The organism is Streptosporangium sp. NPDC049078 (genome assembly GCF_040648855.1).
Lineage (GTDB): Bacteria > Actinomycetota > Actinomycetes > Streptosporangiales > Streptosporangiaceae > Streptosporangium.
In genome coordinates this window covers 114,841-139,586 of sequence record NZ_JBEZEL010000012.1, presented here as the reverse complement: position 1 = coordinate 139,586, position 24,746 = coordinate 114,841, and the positions used below count along the sequence as shown (strand labels likewise).

Genomic DNA, 24,746 nt, shown 5'->3' with positions numbered 1-24,746 from the left:
TCTCAGGGGCGGTGGATCTGGGCGATGATGGTCAGCACGTCCTCGACGAGTGCCCGGGAGGCGTCCTCGTCGTCGGAGAGGGCGACCTCGGAGACGGCGGCGGCGAGCGCGCCGGTGAGGACGACGACCAGTGCCCCCTCGTCGCCCTCGAACAGGGCGGCGTTGCGCTTGGCCCACTGCCGGAGCCGGTCGCGCATGATCACCTCGAACCCGGGCGGCCCGTCGCCGCGCAGGAAGAGCGCGGAGACCTCCCGCTCGGCCAGGCATCCCTCCAGGTAGGCGCGAGCCCCGGCGATGAACAGGCGCATCGGGTCGCCCTCACCCTCCGCCCTGGCGTCCTGGACCGCCTGCTTGGTCCGCTGGGTCTGACGGGTCTGGAACTCCTCGAAGAGCGTGAGATAGAGATCGGCTTTGCCGGAGAAATGATGGTAAAGACTTCCGACACTCGCTCCCGCGCGGGCGACCACGTCGGTGACCCCGGTCTCGGCGAAACCGCTTGTGACGAAGATCTCCCTCGCGGCGGACAGGAGCGCGACGCGCGTGGCGGCACCCCGCTCGGATGTCCGCCCGCCCGCGCCTTTCACCAGCCGTTCCGTGTCGCTGCTCATGGTGGGCACATTATCCTCCGCCGACCGGTCAGAGGGGGGCCAACTACGATCGTTGCATTGACACGAGAGGGGTTTCCCACCATGTCCGATGAGACGTCCGTTCCCGACGCCCTCGCCACGGGAGAACACGCACCCGATCGCAACCTCGCTCTGGAACTGGTCCGGGTCACGGAGGCGGCCGCGATGGCCGGTGCCCGCTGGGTAGGACGAGGTGACAAGAACGGCGCCGACGGCGCCGCGGTGAACGCGATGCGCCAGTTGATCAATACGGTGTCCATGAGCGGTGTGGTGGTGATCGGCGAAGGTGAGAAGGACAACGCGCCGATGCTCTACAACGGCGAGCAGGTGGGTGACGGCAGTGGCGCGGCGTGCGACGTGGCCGTGGACCCGATCGACGGCACCCGGCTCACCGCGCTCGGCATGCCCAACGGCATCTCGGTGATCGCGGTCAGCGAGCGCGGCTCGATGTACGACCCCTCGGCCGTCTTCTACATGGACAAGCTGGTCACCGGCCCCGAGGCCGCCTCGTCGGTCGACATCAACGCGCCGGTGGCGGACAACATCGCCGCGGTGGCCCGCGCCAAGGGCGGCGTGCCCTCGGATGTGACCGTGGTCGTCCTGGACCGGCCCCGCCACGAAAAGATCATCCAGGAGATCCGGGAGGCCGGGGCCAGGATCAGGCTCATCACCGACGGCGACGTGGCCGGTGCGATCATGGCGGCCAGGGTCGGCACGGGCGTCGACCTGATGCTCGGCATCGGCGGCACCCCGGAAGGCATCATCGCCGCGTGCGCGCTCAAGTGCCTCGGCGGTGTCATCCAGGGCAGGCTCTGGCCGCAGGACGACGCCGAGCGCCGCCGGGCGCTGGACGCGGGCCTCGACCTCGACGCCACGCTGAGCACCGACGACCTGGTCAGGTCCGACGACGTGTTCTTCGCGGCCACCGGCATCACCGACGGCGAGCTGATGCAGGGCGTCCGTTACCGCGCGGGGAGGGCCATCACCAGTTCCCTGGTGATGCGCGGTCGTTCGGGGACGATACGGAAGATCGAGAGCGAGCACCAGCTCTGGAAGCTGCGGGCCTACAGCGCGATCAACTTCGACAGCGCCAGCTGAGAGCCGGGACGCCGGAGCCGGGATTCCCCTTCGGCCGAGGATCGCCCTCAGCGGGGCGCCCTCCGGCCGAGGGCTCCCGGTGAAGGGATCTCGGCGAAGGGTTTCCGGTGAGGAGTGCGCGGCGGAAGAGCGATCGCGGCCGGGAAAAGCCCGAAAGGATCAGGAAAGACCAGGAAAACGGCGTCCGCCGCCGACCCGGGAACGGTGTCAGCGGCGGAACCAGGAGCGGCGGGGGCGCTTGGGAGACTTCGCCACGATGCTCCCCAGCGTGACGACGCCGGTGATCTCGATGACCGGCCCGTCGGGGGAGGCGGGGACCTGGTTCTTCTTGCCCCCCATGTACGACGAGGCGGGCATCTCGATCCGCACGCCCTCGGGGACGATCAGGGTGAGGGTGCCGCCCATCACGGTGACGTGCAGGGTCACGTGGCTGGACTGCAGCAGCGCGTCACACAGGTCGAGCTTGACGTTCGCGCAGATGGCGGTGGCCGTGAACCGGGTCGGCACCACCCATCGGCCGGAACGCTCCTCGGAGCCGAAGAACGCCGCCACCGGGCGGACGTCGGTGCGCAGCGGCTGCGCCTCGGGCGGGAGCAGGTCGGCGGTGAGCGCGGAGAGCTCTCCCAGCGTGCGGGCGCGATAGAGGGCCTCGGTGCGCTCGTCGTACTCCGCGTGGTCGAGACGCCCGTCGGCGAGCGCGTCGGCCAGTACGGCGGCCACTCTCTCGCGGTCGACGTCTCCGGCTCTCAGGTCGGCGGGGCGCGGCTGGGGACCGGTATGGCGGACGGCGGGGGGACGGGGACTCTCCACCCTTCGACCATAATCCCTGCGCGGGCTCCGGCAGCGGCGCGAGTGCGCCGACATGCCCCGTGAGCCGGAACGTCCGGCGCGACGGGCCGGCGAAAACCAGTAGATCATCAACCATTGACCACCGGGTACCTCGCCCATAACCTGACGGAAACTTGAATCCCCCTCATGTTTCCCGGAGGTCGTCATGCCGACCCCACGTGACAGGCAGGCGCGCGTCGCGACCTGGGCGGCGTTCTTCGTCCAGGGTCTCTGCTTCGCCACCCTGCTCACCCATGTGATCGACCTCCAGCACAGGTTCGGGCTCAGCGACGGCGACCTCACCCTGGTCCTGCTGCTCGTACCGGTGATCGCCGGGGTCGGCAGCGCGGTCGCGGGTCTCCTGGCGAGCCGGTACGGCAGCGCCCCGGTCCTGCGGATCGCCCAGGTCGGCGTCTGCGCCACCGTGGTGCTGATGGGCTGGAACGGGCAGCTCGCCGGGCTGTACGTCCTCAGCGCCGCGTTCGGCCTGTTCGTCGGCGCGGTGGACGCGGCGATGAACATGCAGGCGGTCGCGGTCGAGCGCCGGTACGGCATGAGCGTGCTGACCGGTTTCCACGCGGTGTGGAGCATCGGCTCGATGCTGGGCGCCGGGTTCAACTCCGCCTTCAGCGCGCTCGGCGTCGAGTTGGGCTGGTCCTTCTCCGTCCCGGTGCTGATCGGCGCGGTGATCTCGGTCGTCATGCTCCCCCGGCTCTACGGACATCGGGAGGAGAGGGCCGGTGAGCGGGCCGGGCACGTGACGGCCCGGGTGCCGTGGCGGCCGATCATCCCGCTCTGCCTGGCGATGGCGTTCCTGTACGTCGGCGACGCGGCGGTGTCCAACTACAGCACGGTCTACATGGAGAAGGCGCTGGCGGCGAGCGGCTGGCTGGTGCCGTTCGCCTACCTCGTCTACCAGGCGACCATGCTGCTGGCGCGGGTCCCCGGCGACCTCGCCGTACGCAGGTACGGGCCGGCGCCGGTGGTCCGCGTGGGCGCGGTGATCGCGGCCGTCGGCACGCTCGGAGTCGTCGTCGCGCCCGGCGTCACGGTGGCCGTCGTGTCGTTCGGCCTGATCGGCGTCGGGCTGTCCGTCATCGCCCCGCAGTCGTTCTCGGCCGCGGGACGGCTGGGCGCCGGCGCGGAGACCGCGATCGCGCGGGTCAACATGTTCAACTACGTCGGCTTCCTCGTCGGTGCCGCCGTGGTGGGGACGCTCAACGACCTGGTGAGCGTCCGGGTGGCGTTCGTACCGGCGGCCGTCCTGGTGGCCCTGATCGTGTTCCTCGCCAGGGGTTTCCAGCCCGACCTGGAACCCTCGGACGAAGGCAGCCCCGGGAGAGGCCCGCAGGAGCCCGCCGAACGACCGTGACCCCGGTCCCGGTGATCGGCCGGCCCGGCCTGGGCGGTTCGCCGTCGCCTCCTGCCGCACGAGGCTCGCCCGGACCTCGTCGGCCCTCGTCGTCAGCCCGGTCGGCCGCTCTCGTCGCCGGTGAGCTTCCTCAGGTACGCCAGGCTCTCGCGGACGTTCTCCATGGGCTCGCCGGAACCACCGGGCTCCCTGGGAGCATCGGAACCACCGCCGGCAGGCTCCAGCACGATGTTCTGCTCCAGGACGTACCAGCCGTCGTACCCGGCCGCCGTCAGGCCGCCGACGACGGCGGGGAGGTTCACGTCGCCTTCGCCCAGCGGGCGGTAGAGGCCGTTTCTCACGGCCCGGGTGTGGGTCAGCTCGCCCGCCCTGACCCGCTCGGCCATCGCGGCGTCCACGTCCTTGAGGTGGACGTGCGCGATCCGTTCCGCGGCGTGGGAGACCAGCTCGGCGGGGTCGGTGCCGCCCGCGAGGAGATGGCCGGTGTCCAGGCACAGCGGCATCGAGCTGTCGTCGAGCACCCGCTGGACCTCCTCGCGGTTCTCCACCACGCTTCCGATGTGCGGGTGCAGGGTGACGGTCCGGCCGAACTCCTTGGCGTTCTTGAGGATCCGGCGCAGGTTGCCCGTGAGGGTCTTCCAGGCGACGGCGTCCAGCTCCGGCCTGGCGTCGTGGCTCTCGCCACCGGTGGAGGCGGCGAGCACGACCACGTCCACCTCGCCGTCCATGAAGGCGCGCATCGCGGCCCGGACGATCGGGAGCGGGTCGTGGTCGGCCTCGTGCAGGACGACGGGGACGAACCCGCCCACCGCGCGCAGCCCGTACTCCGCGAGCAGGGAGCGGCAGTGTGTCGGCGAGGGCGGCAGGAACCCTGCGGGGCCGAGTTCGGTGGCCGTCAGGCCGAGCTCTCTCATCTCGGCGAGCACCTGAGAACGATCCGGCTGCCGCCCCCAGCCCGGGCCCTCGCAGGCCCCCCAGGAGATGGGCGCGCCGGCCGTTCGCACCGGGGCTCCTTCGACGGCGGAGCCGGACTCTCTCACAGGATCGCCTCTTCTCACATAATCACCTCCGTGTCGCGCACCGGACGCCCCTCGCGCCGGGAGGGTTCCGCGGCCTCGGCGAGGCAGGGCGCCACGAGGGTGTCCTCAGCGGTGCGGTGACTCTCCGCTTCCCCCCGGACCACGCTGGGAAACGCGTTAATTCTGCGGATTCCCGATGATCCAACACGCATTGTGCCTTTCGGAGAGGAAAGCGGTTGATCCCCAGTTCTAGGTGAGGACCGGGAAGCCGTCAAGAATTTGTCAGGACATCAGGACGATCCATCGGGCAGTGGGCGACGTCCACCGGACGGCGTATCCACAGGTGGGAGGCGTCGTCGTAGGGCTGCTCAGCGGCGCGCGGCACCCACCGGGAGGCGGATCGCGAGACGGCCGGGCCGGTTTCCACGAGGACCCGGATCGCGGCCGCCGACCTCGGTGGCACCGGCGGCCGGGTTCCCGCGAGGGCACGGATCACGGGGCGACCCAGCGGCGCAGGGCGTCCGCGAGGGCACCGACCATCGCGTCGGCGCGGTGCACGGGCAGACGGGCGAAGCCCATCACCAGTGCGGGCGGACCCGGGGCGTATCGCATCGGACCCACCGGCTCGGCCGCCAGCCCGTACTCCTGGGCCGTCTCCGCCACCGCCACCTCGTCCCAGTCACGCGGCAGCTCGGCGAGCAGGTGGAGCCCGGCGGAGACACCCCACACGGTGATCTCGGGAAGGTGCTCGCCGAGGGCGAGCGTGAAGGCGTCGCGGCGGGCGCGGTACTCCCGGCGCATCCTTCTCAGGTGCCGGTCGTAGTCGCCGGTCGTGATGAAGTCGGCCAGGACGTACTGCTCCAGGACGGGTGATCCCAGGTCCAGCTCGCCGCGGGCCAGCCGCAGCGATCCGGCGATCTCGGGCGGGGCCGCCACCCAGCCCAGGCGGAGGCCGGGGGCGAGGGACTTGCTGACGCTCCCGATCAGGATCACCCGGTCGGCCGCCAGCCCCTGCAGGCAGCCCACCGGGTCGCGGTCGAAGCGGAACTCCGCGTCGTAGTCGTCCTCCAGGATCGCCGCGCCGGTCGCGACGGCCCACTCGATCAGCTCGGCGCGGCGGCGGGGCGAGAGCACGACCCCCGTCGGATACTGGTGCGCGGGCGTGAGCAGCACCGCCCGCGCTCCGGTCGCGGCCAGCGCCCCGACGTCGACGCCCTCGCCGTCCACGGGGACGGCGACCAGGTCGGCGCCGGCGGCGTGCAGCAGAGGGAGCTGACGCGCCCCCGCCGGATCCTCGACCGCGAGCCGAATCCGGCCGGGGGGCGGCACGGGGTTCGCGGCCCGCCGGACGAACCAGCCGAGATCGTGGGGGGAGCCGGCTCGGGGGAGCCTGCCCGCGAGCGCCTGGACGGTGAGGCTCACCCCCTGGGCCACCCCGCCCACGATCACCAGGTTGTCCGGGCTCACGTCGGCCGCCCTCACCCTCCCGAGATAGGCGGCCAGCTCCTCGCGCAGCGCCGGGACACCGCCGAGGTCGCCGTAGTTGAGGGCCTCCGCGGGCAGCGTGGCGAGCGTCCTCCTCATCGAGGCCAGCCACCGCTGCCTGGGGAACGCCCCCAGGTCGGGTGCGGTGGAACGGCGCCCCCGGTACGGCCCGCGACCGCTCTCCTCCCCGCGAACGCTCTCCTGCGCGCGGGGGGTGCGTGCCTTCGCGCGCGGCCGGCCCGGCGGCGTCGGGGAAGGACCGTCGAAGGGCGCGGGACGGCTCGCGGCGGGTGCCACGGTGGTTCCCGCCCCGATCCTGGAGATCAGGAAACCCTCGGCGACGAGCTGCTCGTACGCCTCGACCACCACGCCGCGAGAGAGCCCGAGATCCCGCGCCAGCTCGCGGCTGGCGGGCAGCCTCGCCCCGGCCGCCAGCCGCCCGCGCCGCACCGCCTCGCGGAGTTCGCGGGCGATCTGGGCGGCGACACCGCCCGCCGCCCGGTCGACGACGATGTGCAGGTCCGCCAATTGGTCCTCTGTTTCACCGCTGGATTGGACCCGACAGGGGTGCCATTGATTTCCTAGCATTTCGCACATGAACGTGGATGTCAGCACCGCCGCCCGGCGGGGATGGCGCGGCCCGGTCGAGGCCGCGACGGCGATGTTCCTGGTGGGCACCCTGGCGGGGGTCTCAGGGGTGATCGGGGAGTATCCCGTCCACGGCGGCCAGGCCCTGCGCTACCTGCTCGCGGCCGTGATCCTGCTCGCCGTCGCCCGGCTCGCGGGGCTGCGGTTCGTCCGCCTCACCCCCCGTGAGACGGCGCTGCTCGCGGCGCTCTCCCTCACCGGTTTGGTGATCTTCAACGTGTGCGTGATCGAGGCCACCCGGCACGGCGGTCCGGCCCTGGTCGGGACCGTCCTCGGCACCGTACCGCTCGCGCTCGCCCTGATCGGCGGACGCCCCTCGCCCCGGCTCGTCGGGGCGGCGGCGGTGGTCGTCGCCGGGGCGACGGTGGCGACCGGACTCGGCAGCGGCGACCTGACCGGGCTGCTTTGGTCGCTGGGCGCGCTGGGCTGCGAGGTCTGTTTCTCCCTGCTCGCCATCCCGCTGCTGCCGAAGCTGGGAGCGGTACGCGTCTCGGCGTACTCGGTGACGCTGGCCGTGCCGATGCTGGTGGTCACCGGGCTGCTCGTGGACGGCACCGCGATGATCCGCGTGCCGACGGCGCCCGAACTCGCGGGTCTGGGCTACCAGTCGCTGATCGTGACGAGCGTGGCGTTCTTCCTCTGGTACGACGCCCTGCCCCGGCTCGGCCCGGCGACCGCGGGACTGTTCGCCGGGCTGATCCCGGTCGGCGCCATCGCCACCGGCGCGGTCCTCGGCCTCGGCGCACCCTCGGCACCCGACCTGCTCGGCGCCGCGCTCGTCGTCGCCGGCATCGTCATCGGCCTCAGCTCAGCGGGCTCACCCGCTGCGAGGGCACGTCGGCCGACCGGGACGAGGCGACCCGCTGCCGGGGAATCTCGACCCGTTGGGGCAGGCTGACCCGCCACACGGTCTCCCCGTCCCGCGGGTGCAGGGTCACCAGCTGCGAGGGCAGGCTCGCCGGCCCGGAGGCGGTGCCGGGCTTCTGCGGAGGGAGGGTGAGCGGAGGTTCCGGCCAGCTCACCGGCCACTGGGGAACGCGTCCGCCGGTCTCCTTGATGCTCGTCAGCGTGATCGCGATCAGTGACACGGTGAGACCGGCCACCACGAAGAGGGCCACGATCGCCAGCATGATGGTGTTTCCGATGTTCATCGTCTGTCTCCCCGCTTCCGCCGGACGCTCGATCCGGCTCTTTCCAGCCTCCTCCTTGAATTCGGACAGATAGCCATAAAAGACGCATAGGTCATCAACACTTGCCCTAAATATGTGTCTTTCATCTCATATGTCCGCCTGGCCGCGCGCAACCCGACCGCGGAGGCCGAGCGCGAAACACGAGGCCGTACCCTCTAGGGAAAACGGCGCCCGCACGGAGGATCGACGACGATGCCCGAGTTCGACTACACCGACCTGCTTCCCCTGGGACCGGACGAGACCGAATACCGCCTGATCACCACCGAGGGGGTACGGGTCGTCGAGGCCGCCGGACGCAGGTTCCTCGAGGTCGAGCCCGAGGCGCTGCGGCTGCTCACCGAGAACGCGATCCACGACATCTCCCACTACCTGCGGTCGTCCCACCTCGCCCAGCTCCGCAAGATCATCGAGGACCCCGAGTCGAGCGGGAACGACCGCTTCGTCGCCCTCGACCTGCTGAAGAACGCCTCGATCTCGGCGGGCGGCGTGCTCCCGATGTGCCAGGACACCGGCACCGCGATCGTGATGGGCAAGCGCGGGCGCCACGTGCTCACCGACGGCGCCGACGGCGAGCACATCTCCCGCGGGGTGTACGACGCCTACACCCGCCTGAACCTGCGCTACTCCCAGATGGCCCCCCTCACCATGTGGGAGGAGAAGAACACCGGCTCCAACCTCCCCGCGCAGATCGAGCTCTACGCCGAGGACCCGGGCGGCCACCCCGACGAGTACAAGCTGCTGTTCATGGCCAAGGGCGGCGGCAGCGCCAACAAGTCCTTCATGTACCAGGAGACGAAGGCGGTGCTCAACGAGAAGCGGATGCTCCAGTTCCTGGAGGAGAAGATCCGCTCGCTCGGGACCGCCGCCTGCCCGCCGTACCACCTGGCGATCGTCGTCGGCGGCACGTCCGCCGAGTTCGCCCTGAAGACCGCCAAGTACGCCAGCGCCCGCTACCTGGACTCCATCCCCACCTCCGGCTCCCCCTCTGGTCACGGCTTCCGCGACACCGACCTTGAGGCCAAGGTCTTCGAGCTCACCCAGAAGCTCGGCATCGGCGCCCAGTTCGGCGGCAAGTACTTCTGCCACGACGTCCGCGTCATCCGTCTCCCCCGCCACGGCGCCTCCTGCCCCGTGGCCATCGCGGTCTCCTGCAGCGCCGACCGCCAGGCCCTGGCGAAGATCACCCCCGAGGGGGTCTTCCTGGAGCGGCTGGAGACCGACCCGGCGAGGTTCCTGCCGGAGACCACCGACGACCACCTCTCCGACGACGTCGTCAAGATCGACCTCAACCGCCCGATGGCGGACATCCTCGCCGAGCTGACCAGATACCCCGTCAAGACCCGCCTGTCGCTGACCGGCCCGCTCGTGGTCGCCCGCGACATCGCCCACGCCAAGATCGGCGAGCTCCTGGACGCGGGCGGCGAGATGCCCGAGTACCTCAAGAACCACGCGGTCTACTACGCCGGCCCCGCCAAGACCCCCGAGGGGTACGCCTCGGGCTCCTTCGGTCCCACCACCGCCGGGCGCATGGACTCCTACGTCGAACGCTTCCAGGCGGCGGGGGGCTCCAAGGTCATGCTCGCCAAGGGCAACCGCTCCAAGCAGGTCACCGACGCGTGCAAGGCCCACGGCGGCTTCTACCTCGGCTCCATCGGCGGCCCCGCCGCCCGCCTCGCCCAGGACTGCATCAAGAAGGTGGAGGTCCTCGAATACCCCGAGCTGGGCATGGAGGCCGTCTGGAAGATCGAGGTCGAGGACTTCCCCGCGTTCATCGTCGTTGACGACAAGGGCGAAGACTTCTTCGCCGACTCGACCGGCCCCGTCCTCACCATCGGCCGCCGCTGACCACACACCCCCTCGCGGGACGCCGAGGGTCAGGACCCGCCGTACAGGCGCCCGAGGTCGACGAGCTCGACGTCGGAGCGCCGTGCGGCGGTGTGCGTGACACCTCGGGAACGACGGCCGCAACCATCATTGGCGGGACCATCGTTCCGTCGGCCACCACTCCCGACGAGAACAACCCCCTTCACCGCAACGTGCGGTCCGACTACGGAGAGAAGCCGTCGAGTCCAGCCAATCCAACAGATGTCACTCATTGTTTCCTAACAGTTACAAGCCTGAAAATCTGACTCAAGTTGGCAAGAAGATTCGGGCCTGTCTCTACTGGTCGCATTACGCAAATCGGTAAGCTGCACCACATGCGTGCGCCGCCCGGATACCTTCTCGCAGCGCGCTACCGGTTGTCCGAACCGGTTGGGCGCGGCGGCATGGGCACTGTTTGGCGTGCACACGACGAGTTGCTCAACCGCGAGGTGGCCGTCAAAGAGGTTCGCCTTCCCGTGATCCTCGACGAGGAGCTCCGCGCCGAACTGTGCGCCAGGACCGAGCGCGAGGGGCGCGCGACCGCGATGGTCGCCCACCCCTCCGTCATCACGGTCTTCGACGTCGTCACCGAGGACGAGCGCCCCTGGATCGTGATGGAGCTGCTCCGCGCCAGGTCGCTGGAGCAACTCCTCCAGGACCACGGCCCGCTGCCGCCCCGCCAGGTGGCGGAGATCGGCAGGCAGGTCCTGGGGGCGCTGCGCGCCGTGCACGCCAAGGGGATCCTCCACCGCGACGTGAAGCCGAGCAACGTCCTGGTGACCGACGACCGGGCCGTGCTCACCGACTTCGGCCTGGCCGCGCTCGAAGGAGACGTGTCGATCACCCAGGCGGGCATCGTGCTGGGCTCGGCCGGATACATCGCCCCCGAGCGCGTGCTGGGCGCCAAGGCCAGCCCGGCCGGCGACCTGTGGTCGCTCGGCGCGACCCTCTACACCGCCGTCGAGGGCCGGGGCCTGCACGGGCGTCGTACGGCCGCCGCCGCGCTCGCCGCGCTGACCAGCGGCGAGCCGATCCCCATGGAGCGGGCCGGACCGCTGACGCCGGTGCTGCGCGGCCTCCTCACGATCGACCCGAACGCCCGGCTCGACGCGGGACGTGCCCTGATGATGCTCGCCAGGGTGGCGGCCGGCGGGCTGGTCGAGGAGTCCTTCTCCAGGCCGTCCGCACGACCCGACGTCAGGCCTCCCGCGAGCGGGTCCGGCGGCAGGTCGTCCACGGGCGGATTCAACGTCAGGTCGTCCGCGAGCGGGTCCGACGGCGCGTCGGCCCCGCCGTTCAGCCGCCGCTCCCAGCACCGCGGGATGCACCGGGTCGGCTCCGCGCCGCCTCCGGCACCGCGCCCCTCGTCGCCGGGGACGCCCCCACCGCCGTCGGGACCTCCGTCCGGGCCGACACCCCAACTCCGGGCGCACCGGCGCCCCGGTGAGGGGGTCCATCGGAAGCCGGTGGAGATTTCGCCAACCTATCGGCCACTTGTCCGTTTTATGACGCCCTTTATAAGGTTGGTCCTCCCACGTCTTCTCTGGCCGAGGGAACTCCGTAAGCGCGGGTAAAGCGCTTCTCAAGGTGGAATGGCTATCTTCTTCTCATGCCGGAACAGCAGACGCGTGTGCTCGCGGACCGTTACGAGCTGATCGCGCCGCTCGGCCGAGGCACGATGGGCACCGTTTGGAAAGCCCACGACCGTTCCCTCGGCCGTGAGGTCGCGATCAAGGAGATCCGTCAGGAGCCCGGCCTCAGCGAGGCGCAACGCGCCGAGCTTCGGGAGCGGATGATCCGCGAGGGTCGTACGGCCGCCCGTATCAGCCACCCCTCGGTGGCCACCGTCCACGACGCGATCGTCGAGGACGGCAGCCCCTGGATCATCATGGAGCTCGTGCAGGCGCGCTCCCTGGAGCAGGTGATCGAGGAGGAGGGGCCCCTGCCACCCCGCCTCGTCGCCGAGATCGGGGCCGACCTGCTGGGGGCGCTCCGCGCGGCCCACGCCCAGGGGGTCCTGCACCGTGACGTCAAACCCGGCAACGTGCTCATCACCGAGAGCGGCCGGGTGGTCCTCACCGACTTCGGCATCGCGAAGGCGGAGGGCGACACGAGCCTCACCAAGACCGGCATGGTGATCGGTTCCCCCGGATACACCGCACCCGAGCGGGCCCGCGGCGAGCACACCGGGCCCGAGTCGGACCTGTGGTCCCTCGGCGCCACGCTGTACTTCGCGGTCGAAGGCCGCCCGGCCTACGAGCGGGCCTCCGTGGCGGAGACCCTGGCCGCGCTGATGAGCGAGCAGGTCGACCCGCCGACCCAGGCGGGGCCGCTCCGCCCGGTGCTCGAACAGCTGCTGGAGAAGGACCACACGGCGCGGTTGACAGCCGCCCAGGCGGGGGCACTGCTGCGGGCGGTGGCCGACACCCCCTCGCACCTCGCGGACTCCCTGCCACCGGCCCCCGCGCCCGCCACGCCCCCTCCCACGCCGTCCCCCTCGGCCTCCGCGGCCCCTTTCCCGGCGGACATCGGGGATGCCCCGGGCGCCGACGAGGACCCCGAGGACGACGCCGAGGAATTCGACGCCAATCGCACCGTGATGGTCATCCGCCCCAAGGACGGCCTGCGCATCCCCGGCGGCACACCGCCCGCCGCCCCGTCCCCGGCGGCCTCCGGCCGCCCGACGACCTCGCCCTACCCCGACCGTCCTCCCTTCGGAGAGCCGGGCGATCCGGCCGCGAGACGGCAGGGCCCTCCCGGTCTCGGAACCCCCGTCGCCCGGGGACCCGGCGCCTTCGGAAGGCCGGGCGCGTTCGAGGAACCGGACGACGAGACGGCCTTCGCGGAGCCGGGAGCCGAGGCGTCGGCGACGCCGCCCCACGGGTTCCCCGTGAGCGGCAGAGCCGATCTCTCCGCCACCCCGCCACACGGCTTCCCGCCGGTCACTCCGGAGTTCGGGAGGCCCGGCGCGGGAGGCCCGGGGGCGGAGGCGCCCCCTCCGCTGAGACTCGTCCCCGGCAACCCGCCCCCCGACCAGCCGGGGCCGGTGCCCGCACAGCCCTGGCGTCCGCCGGGCCCCGAGGCGTCGGACGGCGCCTACCGCTCCCCCGGCCTGGGCACCGACCTGTTCGCGATCGCGGGGCAGAACGCCCAGCCCGACCCCGGCCGCCCCGGGCCGAGGAAGCCCCCGTCGGAGAAGACCCGGATCGGCGTCCTCGTCCTCATGGGCGTGGCGGCGATCGCCCTCGTGGTGATCATGATCCTCGCGGTGGCCGCCATCTTCTGAGACCCCCCTTCCGAGAACGCCCCGCGAGGGCGACCCCGTACCCGCCGTTTGATTTCCTCCTCAGGACGCAGACTGGGGTCATGAGCGAGTATCGGATCGAGCATGACTCGATGGGCGAGGTACGGGTTCCCGCGGGGGCGAAATGGCGGGCGCAGACCCAGCGGGCGGTGGAGAACTTCCCCGTCTCGGGGCGCGGACTGGAAATCCCGCACATCTCGGCCCTCGGCCTGATCAAGGCGCTCGCCGCCGAGGTCAACGCGGAGCTGGGGGTGATCGACAAGGAGCTGGCGGAGGCGATCGCCGAGGCCGCCACCGACGTCGCGGAGAACGAGTGGGACGGCGAGTTCCCCGTCGACGTCTTCCAGACCGGCTCCGGCACCTCCTCCAACATGAACGCCAACGAGGTGATCGCGACCCTCGCCGAGGAGCGGCTCGGCCGTCCCGTCCACCCGAACGACCACGTGAACGCCTCGCAGTCGTCCAACGACGTGTTCCCCACCTCCATCCACGTCGCCACCGCCACCGAGGTCTCGTACCACCTGATCCCCTCGCTGCGACACCTCGCCACCGCGCTGCGGGACAAGTCGCTGGAGTTCGACGGCGTGGTCAAGGCCGGGCGCACCCACCTGATGGACGCCACCCCGGTCACGCTGGGACAGGAGTTCGGCGGGTACGCCACACAGATCGACAACGCCATCGGGCGGGTGCGGAGCGCGCTCCCGCACCTCACCCAGCTGCCCCTGGGCGGTACGGCGGTCGGCACCGGCGTCAACACCCCGCCCGGCTTCGCGGCCAAGGTCATCGAGAAGCTGCGCCAGACCACCGGGCTGCCGTTCTCCGAGGCTCCCGACCACTTCGAGGCCCAGGGCGCGAGGGACGCCGTCGTCGAACTCTCCGGCCAGCTCCGCACGGTCGCGATCTCGCTCAACAAGATCGCCAACGATCTGCGCTGGATGGGCTCCGGCCCCCGGGCGGGACTGGGCGAGATCAACCTGCCCGACCTGCAGCCCGGGTCGTCGATCATGCCGGGCAAGGTCAACCCGGTCGTCCCCGAGGCGGTGACCATGGTCGCCGCCCAGGTCATCGGGAACGACGCGGCCATCGCCTTCGCCGGCGCCTCCGGCACGTTCGAGCTCAACGTGATGCTCCCGGTCATCGCGCGCAACATCCTGGAGTCCGTGCGTCTGCTCGCCAACGCCTCCCGCCTACTGGCCGACCGGTGCGTACACGGCATCACCGCCAACGTCGACCGCATGCGCGAGTACGCGGAGTCGTCGCCGTCGATCGTCACCCCGCTCAACCCGTACGTCGGGTACGAGGAGGCCGCGAAGATAGCGAAGCAGGCCCTGGCCGAGCGCAAGACCATCCGTGAGGTCGTCATCGAGCGCGGCCACGTCGCCAACGGCACCCTCACCGAGGAACGGCTCGACGAACTGCTCGACGTCCTCTCCATGACCCGGCCCCCCTCTTGAACTCCTCCCCGGCCTGAAGGCTGGGGATTCTCCCGTCGCGTCGCGGTTAAGCGGCGCGCGGGGGTTGACGCTTCGCAGACCGGGTAGCCCCGAGGTCTCCACGTCCTGACACCGGCGTTCCGTCGGCGTTGTTGATGTTGATCGCGGCGTTGGTGTCGGCATGGCCGACCCACCCGCAATCAGGGTTGAGGCACGCGAACCTGGTTTTGTCGCGGTTGGCGGCGTCGCGGTGGCCGCACTGGTGGCAGGTCTGCGACGTGCCAGGGGCGGGGACCTTGACGACCTGCCCGCCCCGGTCGCGGGTTTTGTACTCCAGCAGAGTGACGGTGCGATCCCAGGCTTCTCCGGCGATCGAGCGGTTCAGCCCGGCCTTGTGTGCGACGTTCCTGCCGGGGTTTTCGATGGTGCCCCTGGCGGAGCGGACCATGTTCTTGATCTTCAGGTCTTCCACCTTGATCACGCTGAAGGTGTCGGCGAGTTCGGTGGTGGTCTGGTGCTGCCAGTCGACGGCTCGGCGCTTGGCTGTCGCGCGGGCCTTGGCGATCTGGTTGTAGGTGCGGGCCAGCCGTTTGGAGGTGAGCCGGCCGGGGGGGCGGGTGCGGCGCTGGCGGGCGGACTTCTTCTCCAAGCGGCGCAGGTGTTCTCTCTGGCCGCTGGTGAGCCAGGGGCCGTGTTCGCGCATGGTGGCATCTGACAGGGCCAGGGCGACGGTGATTCCCTGGTCGATCCCGACCTGCGGGCCAAGGTGGCGGGCGGGGGCGGGCACGTGGCGTTCGGCCCGGAACACGATGTGCCAGCCGTCGGCTTCCTTGACCAGGCGGGCTCCGGTGATCCGCCCGGCGGGGCCACCCTTGGTGAGGCCGGGCAGGTCCTTGGTCCATCGAAACCGGACCCGCCCGGCCTTGGGCAGGTTGACCGTGCCCCAGCGCCGGTTGATCCGCTTGATCTGCAAATCGCGGGCCTGGGGGACGTCCACGGTCAACCGGGAGCGCAGGCGGCCCTTGAAGGTGGGCCGCTGGGCGGGATGGTCGGGGTTGAAGAAGTTCGCCCACGCCTGCCGATAGGTCTTCAGTACGGCTTGGGCGGCCTGGGCGGGTAGTTGGCCCATCCAGTCGATCTCGTGGCGGGCCGCCCGGATCGCCGCGTCGCACTCCTTCAACCTCGCAAACCGGCCTTGGCGGAAGGTGAAGTACTCATGCAGCAGGTTCCACAGGGTGCGAGCGGTGTGCGCCTGACCGTCCAGCACGGCCACCTGTGCCGCGTTCAGGTCCAGACGCGCCTTGTGCGCCCGGGTCTGCTTCACCAACTCCACACCGTGATCGTATCGTTTGGTTTATGTCACCGCGCTGGAATCCGAACCCCGATGTCCGGACGGGACGTCATGTCGTTTATAACCTTCATGCGCACTTGGTGTTCGTCACTAAGTATCGGCGGGGGGTGTTCACGGACGAGATGCTGGCCCGCTGCGAGGAGATCATGCGGGAGGTGTGCGCGGACTTCGAGGTCGAGTTGCGTGAGTTCAACGGCGAACACGACCATGTCCATCTGCTGATCCACTACCCGCCGAAGGTCGCCCTGTCCAAACTGGTCAACAGTCTCAAGGGCGTCTCGGCACGGCTCCTGCGCAAGGAGTATGCCGCGCATGTCCGCGAGTACCTGTGGGGTGGACACTTCTGGTCCGGGTCCTACTTCGCCGGATCAGTCGGCGGTGCACCGCTCACGGTACTCAAGCAGTACATCGAGCAGCAGCAACGCCCACTGTGACCTGCGGGTGAAGGCACGCTCGCGCCCTGGCGGGCACTCCCGCGCGGGCCTTCACCCCCGGCCTGAAGGCCGGAGCACCGGCCCGCATTTCGGTAGACCGCCCCGGCCGCCGGTCACCGCCCGCGCCCAGCCCCCCCCGCGGACCGATGACCACTCCGGCACGTGCCCCGGCACCCCCGGCCACCGGCCACGAACCGGCGCGATCGCGACCGGGAACGCCGGCGAACCGGCACGATCGCGAACCGGCTCCCCGATTGGCGTCGTAGATCGGCTTCCTGGAAGACTCGGCAACATGACCCAGATCAAGTTCTACGGTCGCAGGGACGCCTGGTCCGACCGGCGTCAGGAGATCTCCGACACCGTCCACGGCTGTCTGGTGAACGTCTGGCGGCTCCCCGAGGACAAGCGGTTCCACCGGTTCCTGCTGCTGGACGCCGAGGACATGATCTGCCCGCAGCGGAGCGAGCGGTATCTCATCGTGGAGATCGTCTGTTTCAGCGGCAGGACGGACGAGGCCAAACGCGCGCTGATCCGCGCCCTGTTCACCGAGGTCGGTGACGCCCTCGACCTCCCCGCCGAGGACCTGGAGATCGTGATCATGGAGTCCCCCAAGGTCAACTGGGGCATCCGCGGCCTCCCCGGCGACGAACTCACGCTCACCTACCCGGTCACCGTCTGAGAGCCGAGCGCCCTTCCACGAACCCGCACCGGGAAACCGTTCCCGTCGTCCGTACGACCGGATCCCCCTCAGCGGCCAAAGCGAGCGAGACAACGAATCATTGAATGTTCACGTTCGTCTCGCTCGCCGAAAAGGTACGCGAGGCGATCGCTTCTCACGCGATGGCTTCCGGGACGGTGACCCGCTTCGCGCCCTCCGTCACCGAGATGTCCCGAGCCGGGCGACGGGACGAGACCGGGCAGGCGGATATCCGCCACATAAACGTACGGTGGAGTGTGGAGGTGGGCGACATGGGCCAGGATTCGGGTCATTGCCTAGATTCGGCAGCATGATTGACCTAGCGGGTCGGCGAGCCGTGGTGACCGGAGCGGGCAGCGGGATCGGGCGTGCCTGCGCGCACCGGCTGGCCGCGGCCGGAGCACACGTGCTGGTGGTCGACATCGACCCCGAGGCGGCGGCGAAGGTCGCCGCGGAGATCTCGGGCACACCCGTCGTCGCGGACCTGTCGGAACCGGATTTCGTACGGGCGATCCCGCCCGGTACGGACATCGTGGTGAACAACGCCGGGTTCCAGCACGTCGCCCCGATCGAGGAGTTCCCCCCAGAGGTGTTCTCCAAGATCCTCAAAGTGATGGTGGAGGCGCCCTTCCTGCTGGTCAGGGAGGTCCTGCCGGGAATGTACGAACGCGGCTGGGGCCGGATCGTCAACATCTCCTCGGTCCACGGCCTCCGCGCCTCGCCCTACAAGGTGGCGTACGTCACCGCCAAGCACGCCCTCGAAGGGCTGTCCAAGACGATCGCCCTGGAGGGCGCCCCCCACGGCGTCACCTCCAACTGTGTGAATCCCGCCTACGTCCGCACCCCCCTGGTGGAGAACCAGATCGGCGCCCAGGCCGGAACCCACGGCATCGGCAGAGACGAGGTGATCGAGCAGATCATGCTCGCCCCCGCCGCCGTCAAACGGCTGATCGAACCCGAGGAGGTCGCCGAACTCGTCGCCTACCTCTGCGGCCCGAACGGCTCCTTCGTCACCGGCACCTCCCTCCCCATAGACGGCGGCTGGACCGCCCGCTGACCCCCGCAAAGCCACCTAACATCGCAATGAACCCATGAGTCCTCGCCGACCACCGGCCTGAGGAGAAGAGGTCGCGAAGAACGAGCGATCTCACCGCGACGCACCAGCGCCGCAAACAAACACGAGGGAAGCGGATGAGCGACGAGAAAAGGAGCGGGACAGGAAGAGCCTCACCGCGATGCCCCAGCGTCCTTGGTGGTGGGACTACCCGTGAGGCCGCGCCGGCGACTGGACTGAGGAGAGGAAGGTCGTGAGGAACGAGCGATCTTCCTCGACGAGGGAAGGAGCCGGACAAGAGCGGCCTCACCGCGACGCGTCAGCGTCGCCAACAACACAGCGGCCGAACCGCGACGCGTCAGCGTCGCCAACAACACAGCGCCAAACAACACAGATCTTTCTCGAGCTGTTGGCCAGGGAGGCTTCGGCCGTCGAGTTCGAGGGACCCGTTCTCGCGGCGAGGTCCGACGGGATCGGCGCGGAGGCGCTGGCGGAGCTGGAGGAGGCCAAGCTCGCCGCGCTGAGGGTGCGGGCGCTGCTGAGGCGCAGGGCGAAGCGTGAGGCGGAGCTGTCGGCGCTGTTCGACACGGCGGGCGACCTCGCCGGGCTGCGGGACCTGGACGCCGTCCTGGAGGCCATCGTGCACCGGGCCAGGCAGTTGCTCGGCACGGACGCCGCCTACATGACGCTGCACGACCCCGAGCGGGGCGACACCTGGATGCGGGTGACCGACGGCTCGGTGTCGGCGAAGTTCCGGGCGCTGCGGCTCGCCATGGGCGCGGGGCTCGGCGGGCTGGTGGCCCAGACCGCCACCCCGTACTCGACCGCCGACTACTTCGCCGACGAGCGTTTCCGGCACAAGACCGACATCGACGACGCGGTGCTTGAGGAAGGGCTGGTCGCCATCCTCGGCGTGCCGCTCAAGCTGGGCGCGCGGGTGATCGGGGTGCTGTTCGCGGCCAACCGGAGCGTACGGCCCTTCACCCAGGACGAGGTCGTGCTGCTGGGCTCGCTGGCCGCGCACGCGGCGGTGGCGATCGACAACGCCCGGCTGCTGCAGGAGACCAGGCACGCCCTGGAGGAGCTCAGCGAGGCCAACCGGCAGGTGAGCGCGCACAGCCAGGCCGTGGAGCGCGCTGCGCTCGCGCACGACCGGATGACCGGCCTGGTGCTGCGCGGCGGCGGGGTCGAGGACGTGGCGGCGGTGGTGACGGAGGTGCTCGGCGGCTCGCTCGCGGTGCTCGACGACGCCGGGCGCCCGATCGCCGGGGACGCGCGCGTCCTGGAGGACGGCGCGCTGGGCAAGGACGCGATCGCGGACGCCGCGCGCTCGTCGAGGGCGCTGGGGCGCGGTGTACGGCAGGGAGATCTGCTGGTCGCGTCGGTGGACGTGGGCGCGGAGCCGCTGTGCACACTGGTGTTGCGCAGCGGCGGCCAGGTGTCGGACGCCGACCAGCGCATCCTGGAGCGGGCCGCGCTGGTGACCGCGTTGCTGCTGCTGTTCAGGCGTACGGTGGCCGAGGCGGAGGGCCGGGTCAGGGGTGAGCTGCTCGACGACCTGATCTCGCGGCCCGCGCTCGACGGCCTGGCCGACCGCGCCCGGCGGGTCGGGGTGAATCTGGACTATGACCATGTGGTGGTCGTGGTGCGCCACGGCGGTGGGCGGGAGCGTGCCGCGTTCTGGGCGTCCTCCCAGGCGGCGATGCACCACGGTCTCGCCGCGCAGCGCGGCGACGAGGTGGTCCTGATGCTCCCCGGGGACCGGCCGGGGCCGCTGGCCAAACGGGTCGCGACCGAGCTGAGCGCCTCACTGGGCCATCCGGCCACGGCGGGCGCCGGAGGGCCCGTGCGCGGCACCGCCGAGGTGGCCGCGGCGCACCGGGAGGCGCAGCGTTGCGCCGACGCCCTGGTGGCCCTGGGGAGGGCCGGGGAGGGTGCCGGCGCGAGGGAGCTGGGTTTCGTCGGGCTGCTGGTCGGTGAGGGACGCGACATCGGGGCGTTCCTCACCTCGGTGCTCGGCCCGGTGATCGACTACGACGCCCGCAGGGGCACCGCTCTGGTGCAGACCCTCACCGCGTACTTCGGCATGGGCGGCTCGCTGTCGCGGACGAGCGAGGCCCTGCACATCCACGTCAACACGGTCACCCAGCGCCTGGACCGGATCGGCCAGCTCCTCGGCGACGACTGGCAGAGCCCCGACAGGGCGCTGGAGGTCCAGCTCGCCCTGCGCCTGCACCGTCTCAGCGGCTGACCGGGCCGCGCCGGACCGTGCCGGGACCCGTCAGGCCAGGCCGGGCCACACCGACTCGCGGAGGGCCGCCGCACACGTCCACATAGAGCACCTGTCGGCTATGGCGGTCGTACCCATAGGAGTGACGCCGGTCACTACGTACGGTAGCCGAAATCCCCCCAACAGCGACTTCCCCTGGTGAGTGAGATGGCAGAGAAAACCCGTACCCCCATCGGAAAGATCGTCGGTGCCAGTCTCGTCGGCACCACGATCGAGTGGTATGACTTCTTCCTGTACGGCTCGGCCGCCGCGCTGGTGTTCCCGCAGTTGTTCTTCCCCGAGTCGGAGCCGCTGACGGGCACCCTGCTGGCGTTCCTGACCTACGCGGTGGGCTTCGTGGCCCGCCCGCTGGGCGCGCTGGTCTTCGGGCACTTCGGCGACCGGCTCGGCCGTAAGAAGCTGCTGGTGATCAGTCTGCTGCTGATGGGCGGGGCGACCTTCCTGATCGGCTGCCTGCCGACCCACGCGGCGATCGGCATGGCGGCACCGCTGCTGCTGACCTTGCTCCGGCTCGTCCAGGGCTTCGCCCTCGGTGGCGAGTGGGGTGGCGCGGTGTTGATCGTCTCCGAGCACGGCGACGCCGCGCGCCGCGGCTTCTGGGCCTCCTGGCCGCAGGCCGGCGCCCCCGGCGGCAATCTGCTCGCCACCGCCGTGCTGGCGGTGCTGGCCGCGGTCCAGACGGACGAGGCGTTCGTGAGCTGGGGTTGGCGGATCCCGTTCCTGCTGTCCGGTGTCCTGGTACTGGTCGGCATGTGGATCCGGCTCTCCATCAGCGAGTCGCCGGTCTTCCAGCAGGCGGTCGCCAACGCCGAGCCCGCGCCGTCCCTGCCGATCGTGAACGTCTTCAGATACCACTGGCGGGACGTCCTCATCGCGATCGGCGCCCGCTTCGCGGAGAACGTCTCCTACTACGTGATCACCGCGTTCGTGCTGGTCTACGCGACGGCACAGGCGGGACTGCCGAAGCCCCTCGTGCTCAACGCGGTACTGATCGGGTCGGCCATCCACTTCGTCTCGATCCCGATGTGGGGGGCGCTCTCCGACCGGCTCGGCCGCAGGCCCGTCTACCTGATCGGCGCCGCCGGGGTGGGGCTGTGGGCCTTCGCCTTCTTCCCGCTGATCGACACCAAGAGCTTCGCCGCGGTCACCCTGGCGGTGACCGTCGGACTGATCCTGCACGGCGCGATGTACGGCCCGCAGGCCGCGTTCTTCTCCGAACTGTTCGCGACGAGGATGCGCTACTCGGGCGTCTCGATCGGCTCGCAGCTCGCCTCGATCGTCGCGGGCGCCCTCGCCCCGCTGATCGCGGTCGCCCTGCTGGACACCTACCGGTCGGCGTTCCCGATCATGCTGTACGTGGCCGGAGCCGCCGTGCTCACCCTGATCACCGTGTATGTCTCGCGCGAGACCAGGGGGCGCGACCTCGTCACCATCGGCACCCCCGACGAGGCCAAGACCACCACCCGCTGAACCGTACAGAGAGACGTCTGATGCACATCGAGAACCGACCGGTGCCCACCGGCCGGATCACCCAGAATGTCCTGTCGGTCGTGGGGAGCGCCTCGGAGAACACCTCGGAGAGCGGCGAGACGGTGCTGTTCGTGCACGGGAACGTGTCGAGCGCCGCCTTCTGGCGGGCCACGCTGCTCGCCCTGGCCGAGGCGGGCCATCGGCCGCTCGCCGTGGACCTGCGAGGCTTCGGCGACACCGAGCCCGCCCCTGTCGACGCCACCCGCGGCCTGCGGGACTACTCCGACGACGTGCTCGCCCTCCTCGACGCCCTCGGGCTGGACGGCGTGCACCTGGTCGGCTGGAGCATGGGCGGCGGCGTCGTGCTGCAGGCGCTGCGCGACCGGCCGGCCGCCGTACGGAGCGTGACGCTCGTCAACCCGGTCTCCCCGTACGGCTTCGGCGGCACGCACGGCCCCGACGGCGTGCTGAACCACCCCGACGGCACCGGCTCCGGGGCGGGCGCGGCCAACCCCGACTTCGTGAAGCTGCTCGCGGCCGGGGACACCTCCGGCGACTCCCCGGTCTCGCCGAGGAACGTGATGCGCACCACGTACGTGAAGCCCGGCACGGTGATCGAGGACGAGGACGCCCTGGTCGCGTCGTTGCTGTCCACGAGGGTCGGCGAGGACCACTACCCCGGCGACGCGGTGGCGTCGGAGGAGTGGCCGGGGGTCCGCCCCGGTACGCGGGGCGTGCTCAACTCGTTCGCCCCGACGCACTTCCGGCTCGACGACCTGCACACGATCGACCCGAAGCCGCCGATCCTGTGGGTGCGGGGCGAGGCAGACGTGATCATCTCCGACACCTCGCTCTTCGACCTGGCCCACCTGGGCGCCCTGGGGGCCGTCCCCGGCTCGCCCGGCACCCCCGCGCAGCCGATGGTCGCCCAGACCCGCACCGTCCTGGAGCGGTACGGCCCGTACACCGAGGTCGTCCTGGACTGCGGCCACAGCCCGCACATCGAGCGGCCCGCCGAGTTCCGCGCCGCCCTCTCCGACCACCTGAAGCGGAGCCGACCATGAGTAGCAGTATCAATGGCGACGCTGCGCGTCGCGGTGAGGCCGCTCTTACCCGACTCCTTCCCTCGTCGATGAAGGCCGCTCGTTCCTCACGACCTCCCTCTCCTCAGTCCAGTCGCCGGCGCGGCCTCACAGGTTTGTTGGCGGGGGTCGTGGCTGTCGGGCTCGCCCTGCTGACGGTCCTCGCCGGGGCGCCCGCGGCGAGTGCGGGGACCGCACCGGCGCACTGCGCCAAGCTGGACCGGGTGACGGTGCCGGGGGCCGAGCACCAGGTGAAGGCGTGCCTGGACGACCTCACGACGGCGGGCACGACCGTCTCGGGGCACACCGACCCTGCCGACTGGGCGGGCCTGCACCCGGCGGGGGCGGTGAACCCGAAGGGCGTGCCCGGCATCCAGATCGACGGCTACTTCCCCGACACCTCGACCTTCAACACGACGCACGGGTGGAACCACGACTCGCAGTTCGTCCTGCGGCTGCCGGACGACTGGAACGGCGGGCTGGTGGTCACCGGCACCCCGGGCAACCGGGAGCAGTACGCCAACGACTTCACCGTCTCCGACTGGGCGCTGGCCAAGGGGTACGCCTACGCGGTGACGGACAAGGGCAACGTCGGCGCCACCTTCTACAAGGACGGCCGCAAGCCCGGTGACGCGGTGGCCGAGTGGAACGACCGGGTCACGCAGATCGCGATCGCGGCCAAGGCCGTCGTCGCGCAGCGCTACGGCAGGCTTCCCAAGCGGACCTACGCCGCGGGCATCTCCAACGGCGGATATCTGGTCCGCTGGCAGCTGGAGAACCGGTCCTGGCTCTACGACGGCGGGATCGACTGGGAGGGCACGCTCTGGCGGGTCAAGGGCGACAACCTGCTCAACTACCTGCCTCCGGCGCTGCGGGCCTATCCGGCGGGTGACACCCAGGCGATGTACGACGCGGGTTTCGCCCGTGGCTCGGAGTTCCTGTGGCCGTTCCACCACCAGTACTACTGGGACCTGACCCAGCGCGTCTACCGCGAGGAACTCGACCCCTCCTTCGACGGCGACACCGACGCGGGCACGCCCTTCTGCTCCTCGGGCACCCCGGCCTGCGACGCCGACTACGACTACGACGCGCGCAAGCCGTACGCGGCGGTGCGGAAGATCGGGCTCACCGGCCGGATCGGCAAGCCGCTGATCACGATCCACGGCACGCTGGACACGCTGCTGCCGATCTCCCGCTCCGGCGACGTCTACGCGGACATGGTCGGCGACCGCCGGCCGTTCCGCTACTACCGGATCACCGACGGCACCCACGTGGACAGCCTCTACGCCTCCTACCCCGACAAGCTCCGCCCGTTGCTGCCGTGCTTCCGCAGCGCCTTCGAGACCCTGGAGAGCTGGGTGGAGCGTGGGCAGAACCCGCCGCCGAGCGCGACGCTGCCGAGGCCCTCGACCGGTGACCTGCCCAACGAGTGCCGGCTGAGAGCGTGACCCCACTCCCCTGAACCGCCGGACACACCGACCCGGACCCGTATGACGGCCCGG

General features: G+C 70.7%; 20 protein-coding genes. 14 read left to right on the top strand and 6 right to left on the bottom strand.

Annotated elements, in window-relative coordinates; genetic code table 11:
- Window positions 1-2 precede the first annotated feature (2 nt).
- Window positions 3-608 carry a TetR/AcrR family transcriptional regulator gene (locus tag AB0B90_RS21780; protein ID WP_350947969.1) on the bottom strand — a complete coding sequence of 202 codons (606 nt, stop codon included), beginning with the start codon at window positions 606-608 and terminating at the stop codon, window positions 3-5.
- A gap of 81 nt (window positions 609-689) precedes the next feature.
- Between AB0B90_RS21780 and glpX the strand changes: the two genes are divergently transcribed.
- Window positions 690-1,724, top strand: a complete 1,035-nt coding sequence (gene glpX / locus AB0B90_RS21775) for a class II fructose-bisphosphatase (protein ID WP_350947970.1) — start codon at window positions 690-692, stop codon at window positions 1,722-1,724.
- Between the two features lie 207 nt (window positions 1,725-1,931).
- On the opposite strand, the gene AB0B90_RS21770 is transcribed toward glpX, so the two are convergent.
- Entirely contained in the window at window positions 1,932-2,534 is a 603-nt protein-coding gene (locus tag AB0B90_RS21770) for a DUF1707 domain-containing protein (protein WP_350947971.1), read from the bottom strand.
- Window positions 2,535-2,718: 184 nt separating this feature from the next.
- On the opposite strand from AB0B90_RS21770, the gene AB0B90_RS21765 reads away from it, so the two are divergent.
- Window positions 2,719-3,924, top strand: coding sequence for an MFS transporter (locus AB0B90_RS21765; protein WP_350947972.1), 1,206 nt, complete (start codon window positions 2,719-2,721; stop codon window positions 3,922-3,924).
- Window positions 3,925-4,016: 92 nt separating this feature from the next.
- On the opposite strand, the gene AB0B90_RS21760 is transcribed toward AB0B90_RS21765, so the two are convergent.
- Window positions 4,017-4,928 carry a TIM barrel protein gene (locus AB0B90_RS21760; protein ID WP_350947973.1) on the bottom strand — a complete coding sequence of 304 codons (912 nt, stop codon included), beginning with the start codon at window positions 4,926-4,928 and terminating at the stop codon, window positions 4,017-4,019.
- 507 nt (window positions 4,929-5,435) lie between these two features.
- Complete coding sequence (locus AB0B90_RS21755; RefSeq protein ID WP_350947974.1) at window positions 5,436-6,956, bottom strand: PLP-dependent aminotransferase family protein; 1,521 nt, start codon at window positions 6,954-6,956, stop codon at window positions 5,436-5,438.
- 67 nt (window positions 6,957-7,023) lie between these two features.
- On the opposite strand from AB0B90_RS21755, the gene AB0B90_RS21750 reads away from it, so the two are divergent.
- On the top strand, window positions 7,024-7,974 hold the full coding sequence (locus AB0B90_RS21750) for a DMT family transporter (RefSeq protein WP_350947975.1): 951 nt from the start codon (window positions 7,024-7,026) through the stop codon (window positions 7,972-7,974).
- Here the strand turns inward: AB0B90_RS21750 and AB0B90_RS21745 are convergent.
- The gene (locus AB0B90_RS21745) at window positions 7,880-8,227 is read right to left on the bottom strand and encodes a hypothetical protein (RefSeq protein WP_362924321.1); all 348 of its coding nucleotides are present in this window, start codon (window positions 8,225-8,227) and stop codon (window positions 7,880-7,882) included. The genes AB0B90_RS21750 and AB0B90_RS21745 overlap by 95 nt on opposite strands.
- Window positions 8,228-8,458: 231 nt before the next feature.
- Here AB0B90_RS21745 and AB0B90_RS21740 point away from each other — a divergent pair, with 231 nt between their 5' ends.
- The 4 genes from AB0B90_RS21740 to AB0B90_RS21725 all read left to right on the top strand — a co-directional run bounded on the left by AB0B90_RS21740 (window position 8,459) and on the right by AB0B90_RS21725 (window position 14,887).
- Complete coding sequence (locus AB0B90_RS21740; protein ID WP_350947977.1) at window positions 8,459-10,111, top strand: fumarate hydratase; 1,653 nt, start codon at window positions 8,459-8,461, stop codon at window positions 10,109-10,111.
- Between the two features lie 353 nt (window positions 10,112-10,464).
- A complete protein-coding gene (locus AB0B90_RS21735; protein WP_362924318.1) occupies window positions 10,465-11,703 on the top strand; it encodes a serine/threonine-protein kinase in 1,239 nt (412 codons plus the stop codon).
- Window positions 11,704-11,738: 35 nt separating this feature from the next.
- On the top strand, window positions 11,739-13,415 hold the full coding sequence (locus AB0B90_RS21730; RefSeq protein ID WP_362924316.1) for a serine/threonine-protein kinase: 1,677 nt from the start codon (window positions 11,739-11,741) through the stop codon (window positions 13,413-13,415).
- An 80-nt stretch (window positions 13,416-13,495) separates the two neighbouring features.
- Window positions 13,496-14,887 carry a class II fumarate hydratase gene (locus AB0B90_RS21725; RefSeq protein ID WP_350947980.1) on the top strand — a complete coding sequence of 464 codons (1,392 nt, stop codon included), beginning with the start codon at window positions 13,496-13,498 and terminating at the stop codon, window positions 14,885-14,887.
- Window positions 14,888-14,933: 46 nt separating this feature from the next.
- Here AB0B90_RS21725 and AB0B90_RS21720 read toward each other — a convergent pair whose 3' ends face one another.
- Window positions 14,934-16,199 carry a transposase gene (locus AB0B90_RS21720; RefSeq protein WP_362924314.1) on the bottom strand — a complete coding sequence of 422 codons (1,266 nt, stop codon included), beginning with the start codon at window positions 16,197-16,199 and terminating at the stop codon, window positions 14,934-14,936.
- 23 nt (window positions 16,200-16,222) lie between these two features.
- Here AB0B90_RS21720 and tnpA point away from each other — a divergent pair, with 23 nt between their 5' ends.
- From tnpA to AB0B90_RS21685, 7 genes are all read left to right on the top strand, one after another.
- Window positions 16,223-16,651 carry an IS200/IS605 family transposase gene (gene tnpA, locus AB0B90_RS21715; protein ID WP_362924312.1) on the top strand — a complete coding sequence of 143 codons (429 nt, stop codon included), beginning with the start codon at window positions 16,223-16,225 and terminating at the stop codon, window positions 16,649-16,651.
- Between the two features lie 292 nt (window positions 16,652-16,943).
- On the top strand, window positions 16,944-17,330 hold the full coding sequence (locus AB0B90_RS21710) for a tautomerase family protein (RefSeq protein ID WP_350950284.1): 387 nt from the start codon (window positions 16,944-16,946) through the stop codon (window positions 17,328-17,330).
- A 328-nt stretch (window positions 17,331-17,658) separates the two neighbouring features.
- A complete protein-coding gene (locus tag AB0B90_RS21705) occupies window positions 17,659-18,405 on the top strand; it encodes a 3-hydroxybutyrate dehydrogenase (RefSeq protein WP_350950285.1) in 747 nt (248 codons plus the stop codon).
- A gap of 406 nt (window positions 18,406-18,811) precedes the next feature.
- The gene (locus AB0B90_RS21700) at window positions 18,812-20,653 is read left to right on the top strand and encodes a helix-turn-helix domain-containing protein (RefSeq protein ID WP_362924309.1); all 1,842 of its coding nucleotides are present in this window, start codon (window positions 18,812-18,814) and stop codon (window positions 20,651-20,653) included.
- A 186-nt stretch (window positions 20,654-20,839) separates the two neighbouring features.
- The gene (locus tag AB0B90_RS21695; RefSeq protein WP_362924307.1) at window positions 20,840-22,162 is read left to right on the top strand and encodes an MFS transporter; all 1,323 of its coding nucleotides are present in this window, start codon (window positions 20,840-20,842) and stop codon (window positions 22,160-22,162) included.
- 20 nt (window positions 22,163-22,182) lie between these two features.
- Window positions 22,183-23,226, top strand: a complete 1,044-nt coding sequence (locus AB0B90_RS21690; protein ID WP_362924305.1) for an alpha/beta hydrolase — start codon at window positions 22,183-22,185, stop codon at window positions 23,224-23,226.
- Window positions 23,227-23,375: 149 nt separating this feature from the next.
- Window positions 23,376-24,692: a tannase/feruloyl esterase family alpha/beta hydrolase gene (locus AB0B90_RS21685; RefSeq protein WP_350950289.1), complete on the top strand. Its 1,317-nt coding sequence runs from the start codon at window positions 23,376-23,378 to the stop codon at window positions 24,690-24,692.
- Window positions 24,693-24,746 lie beyond the last annotated feature (54 nt).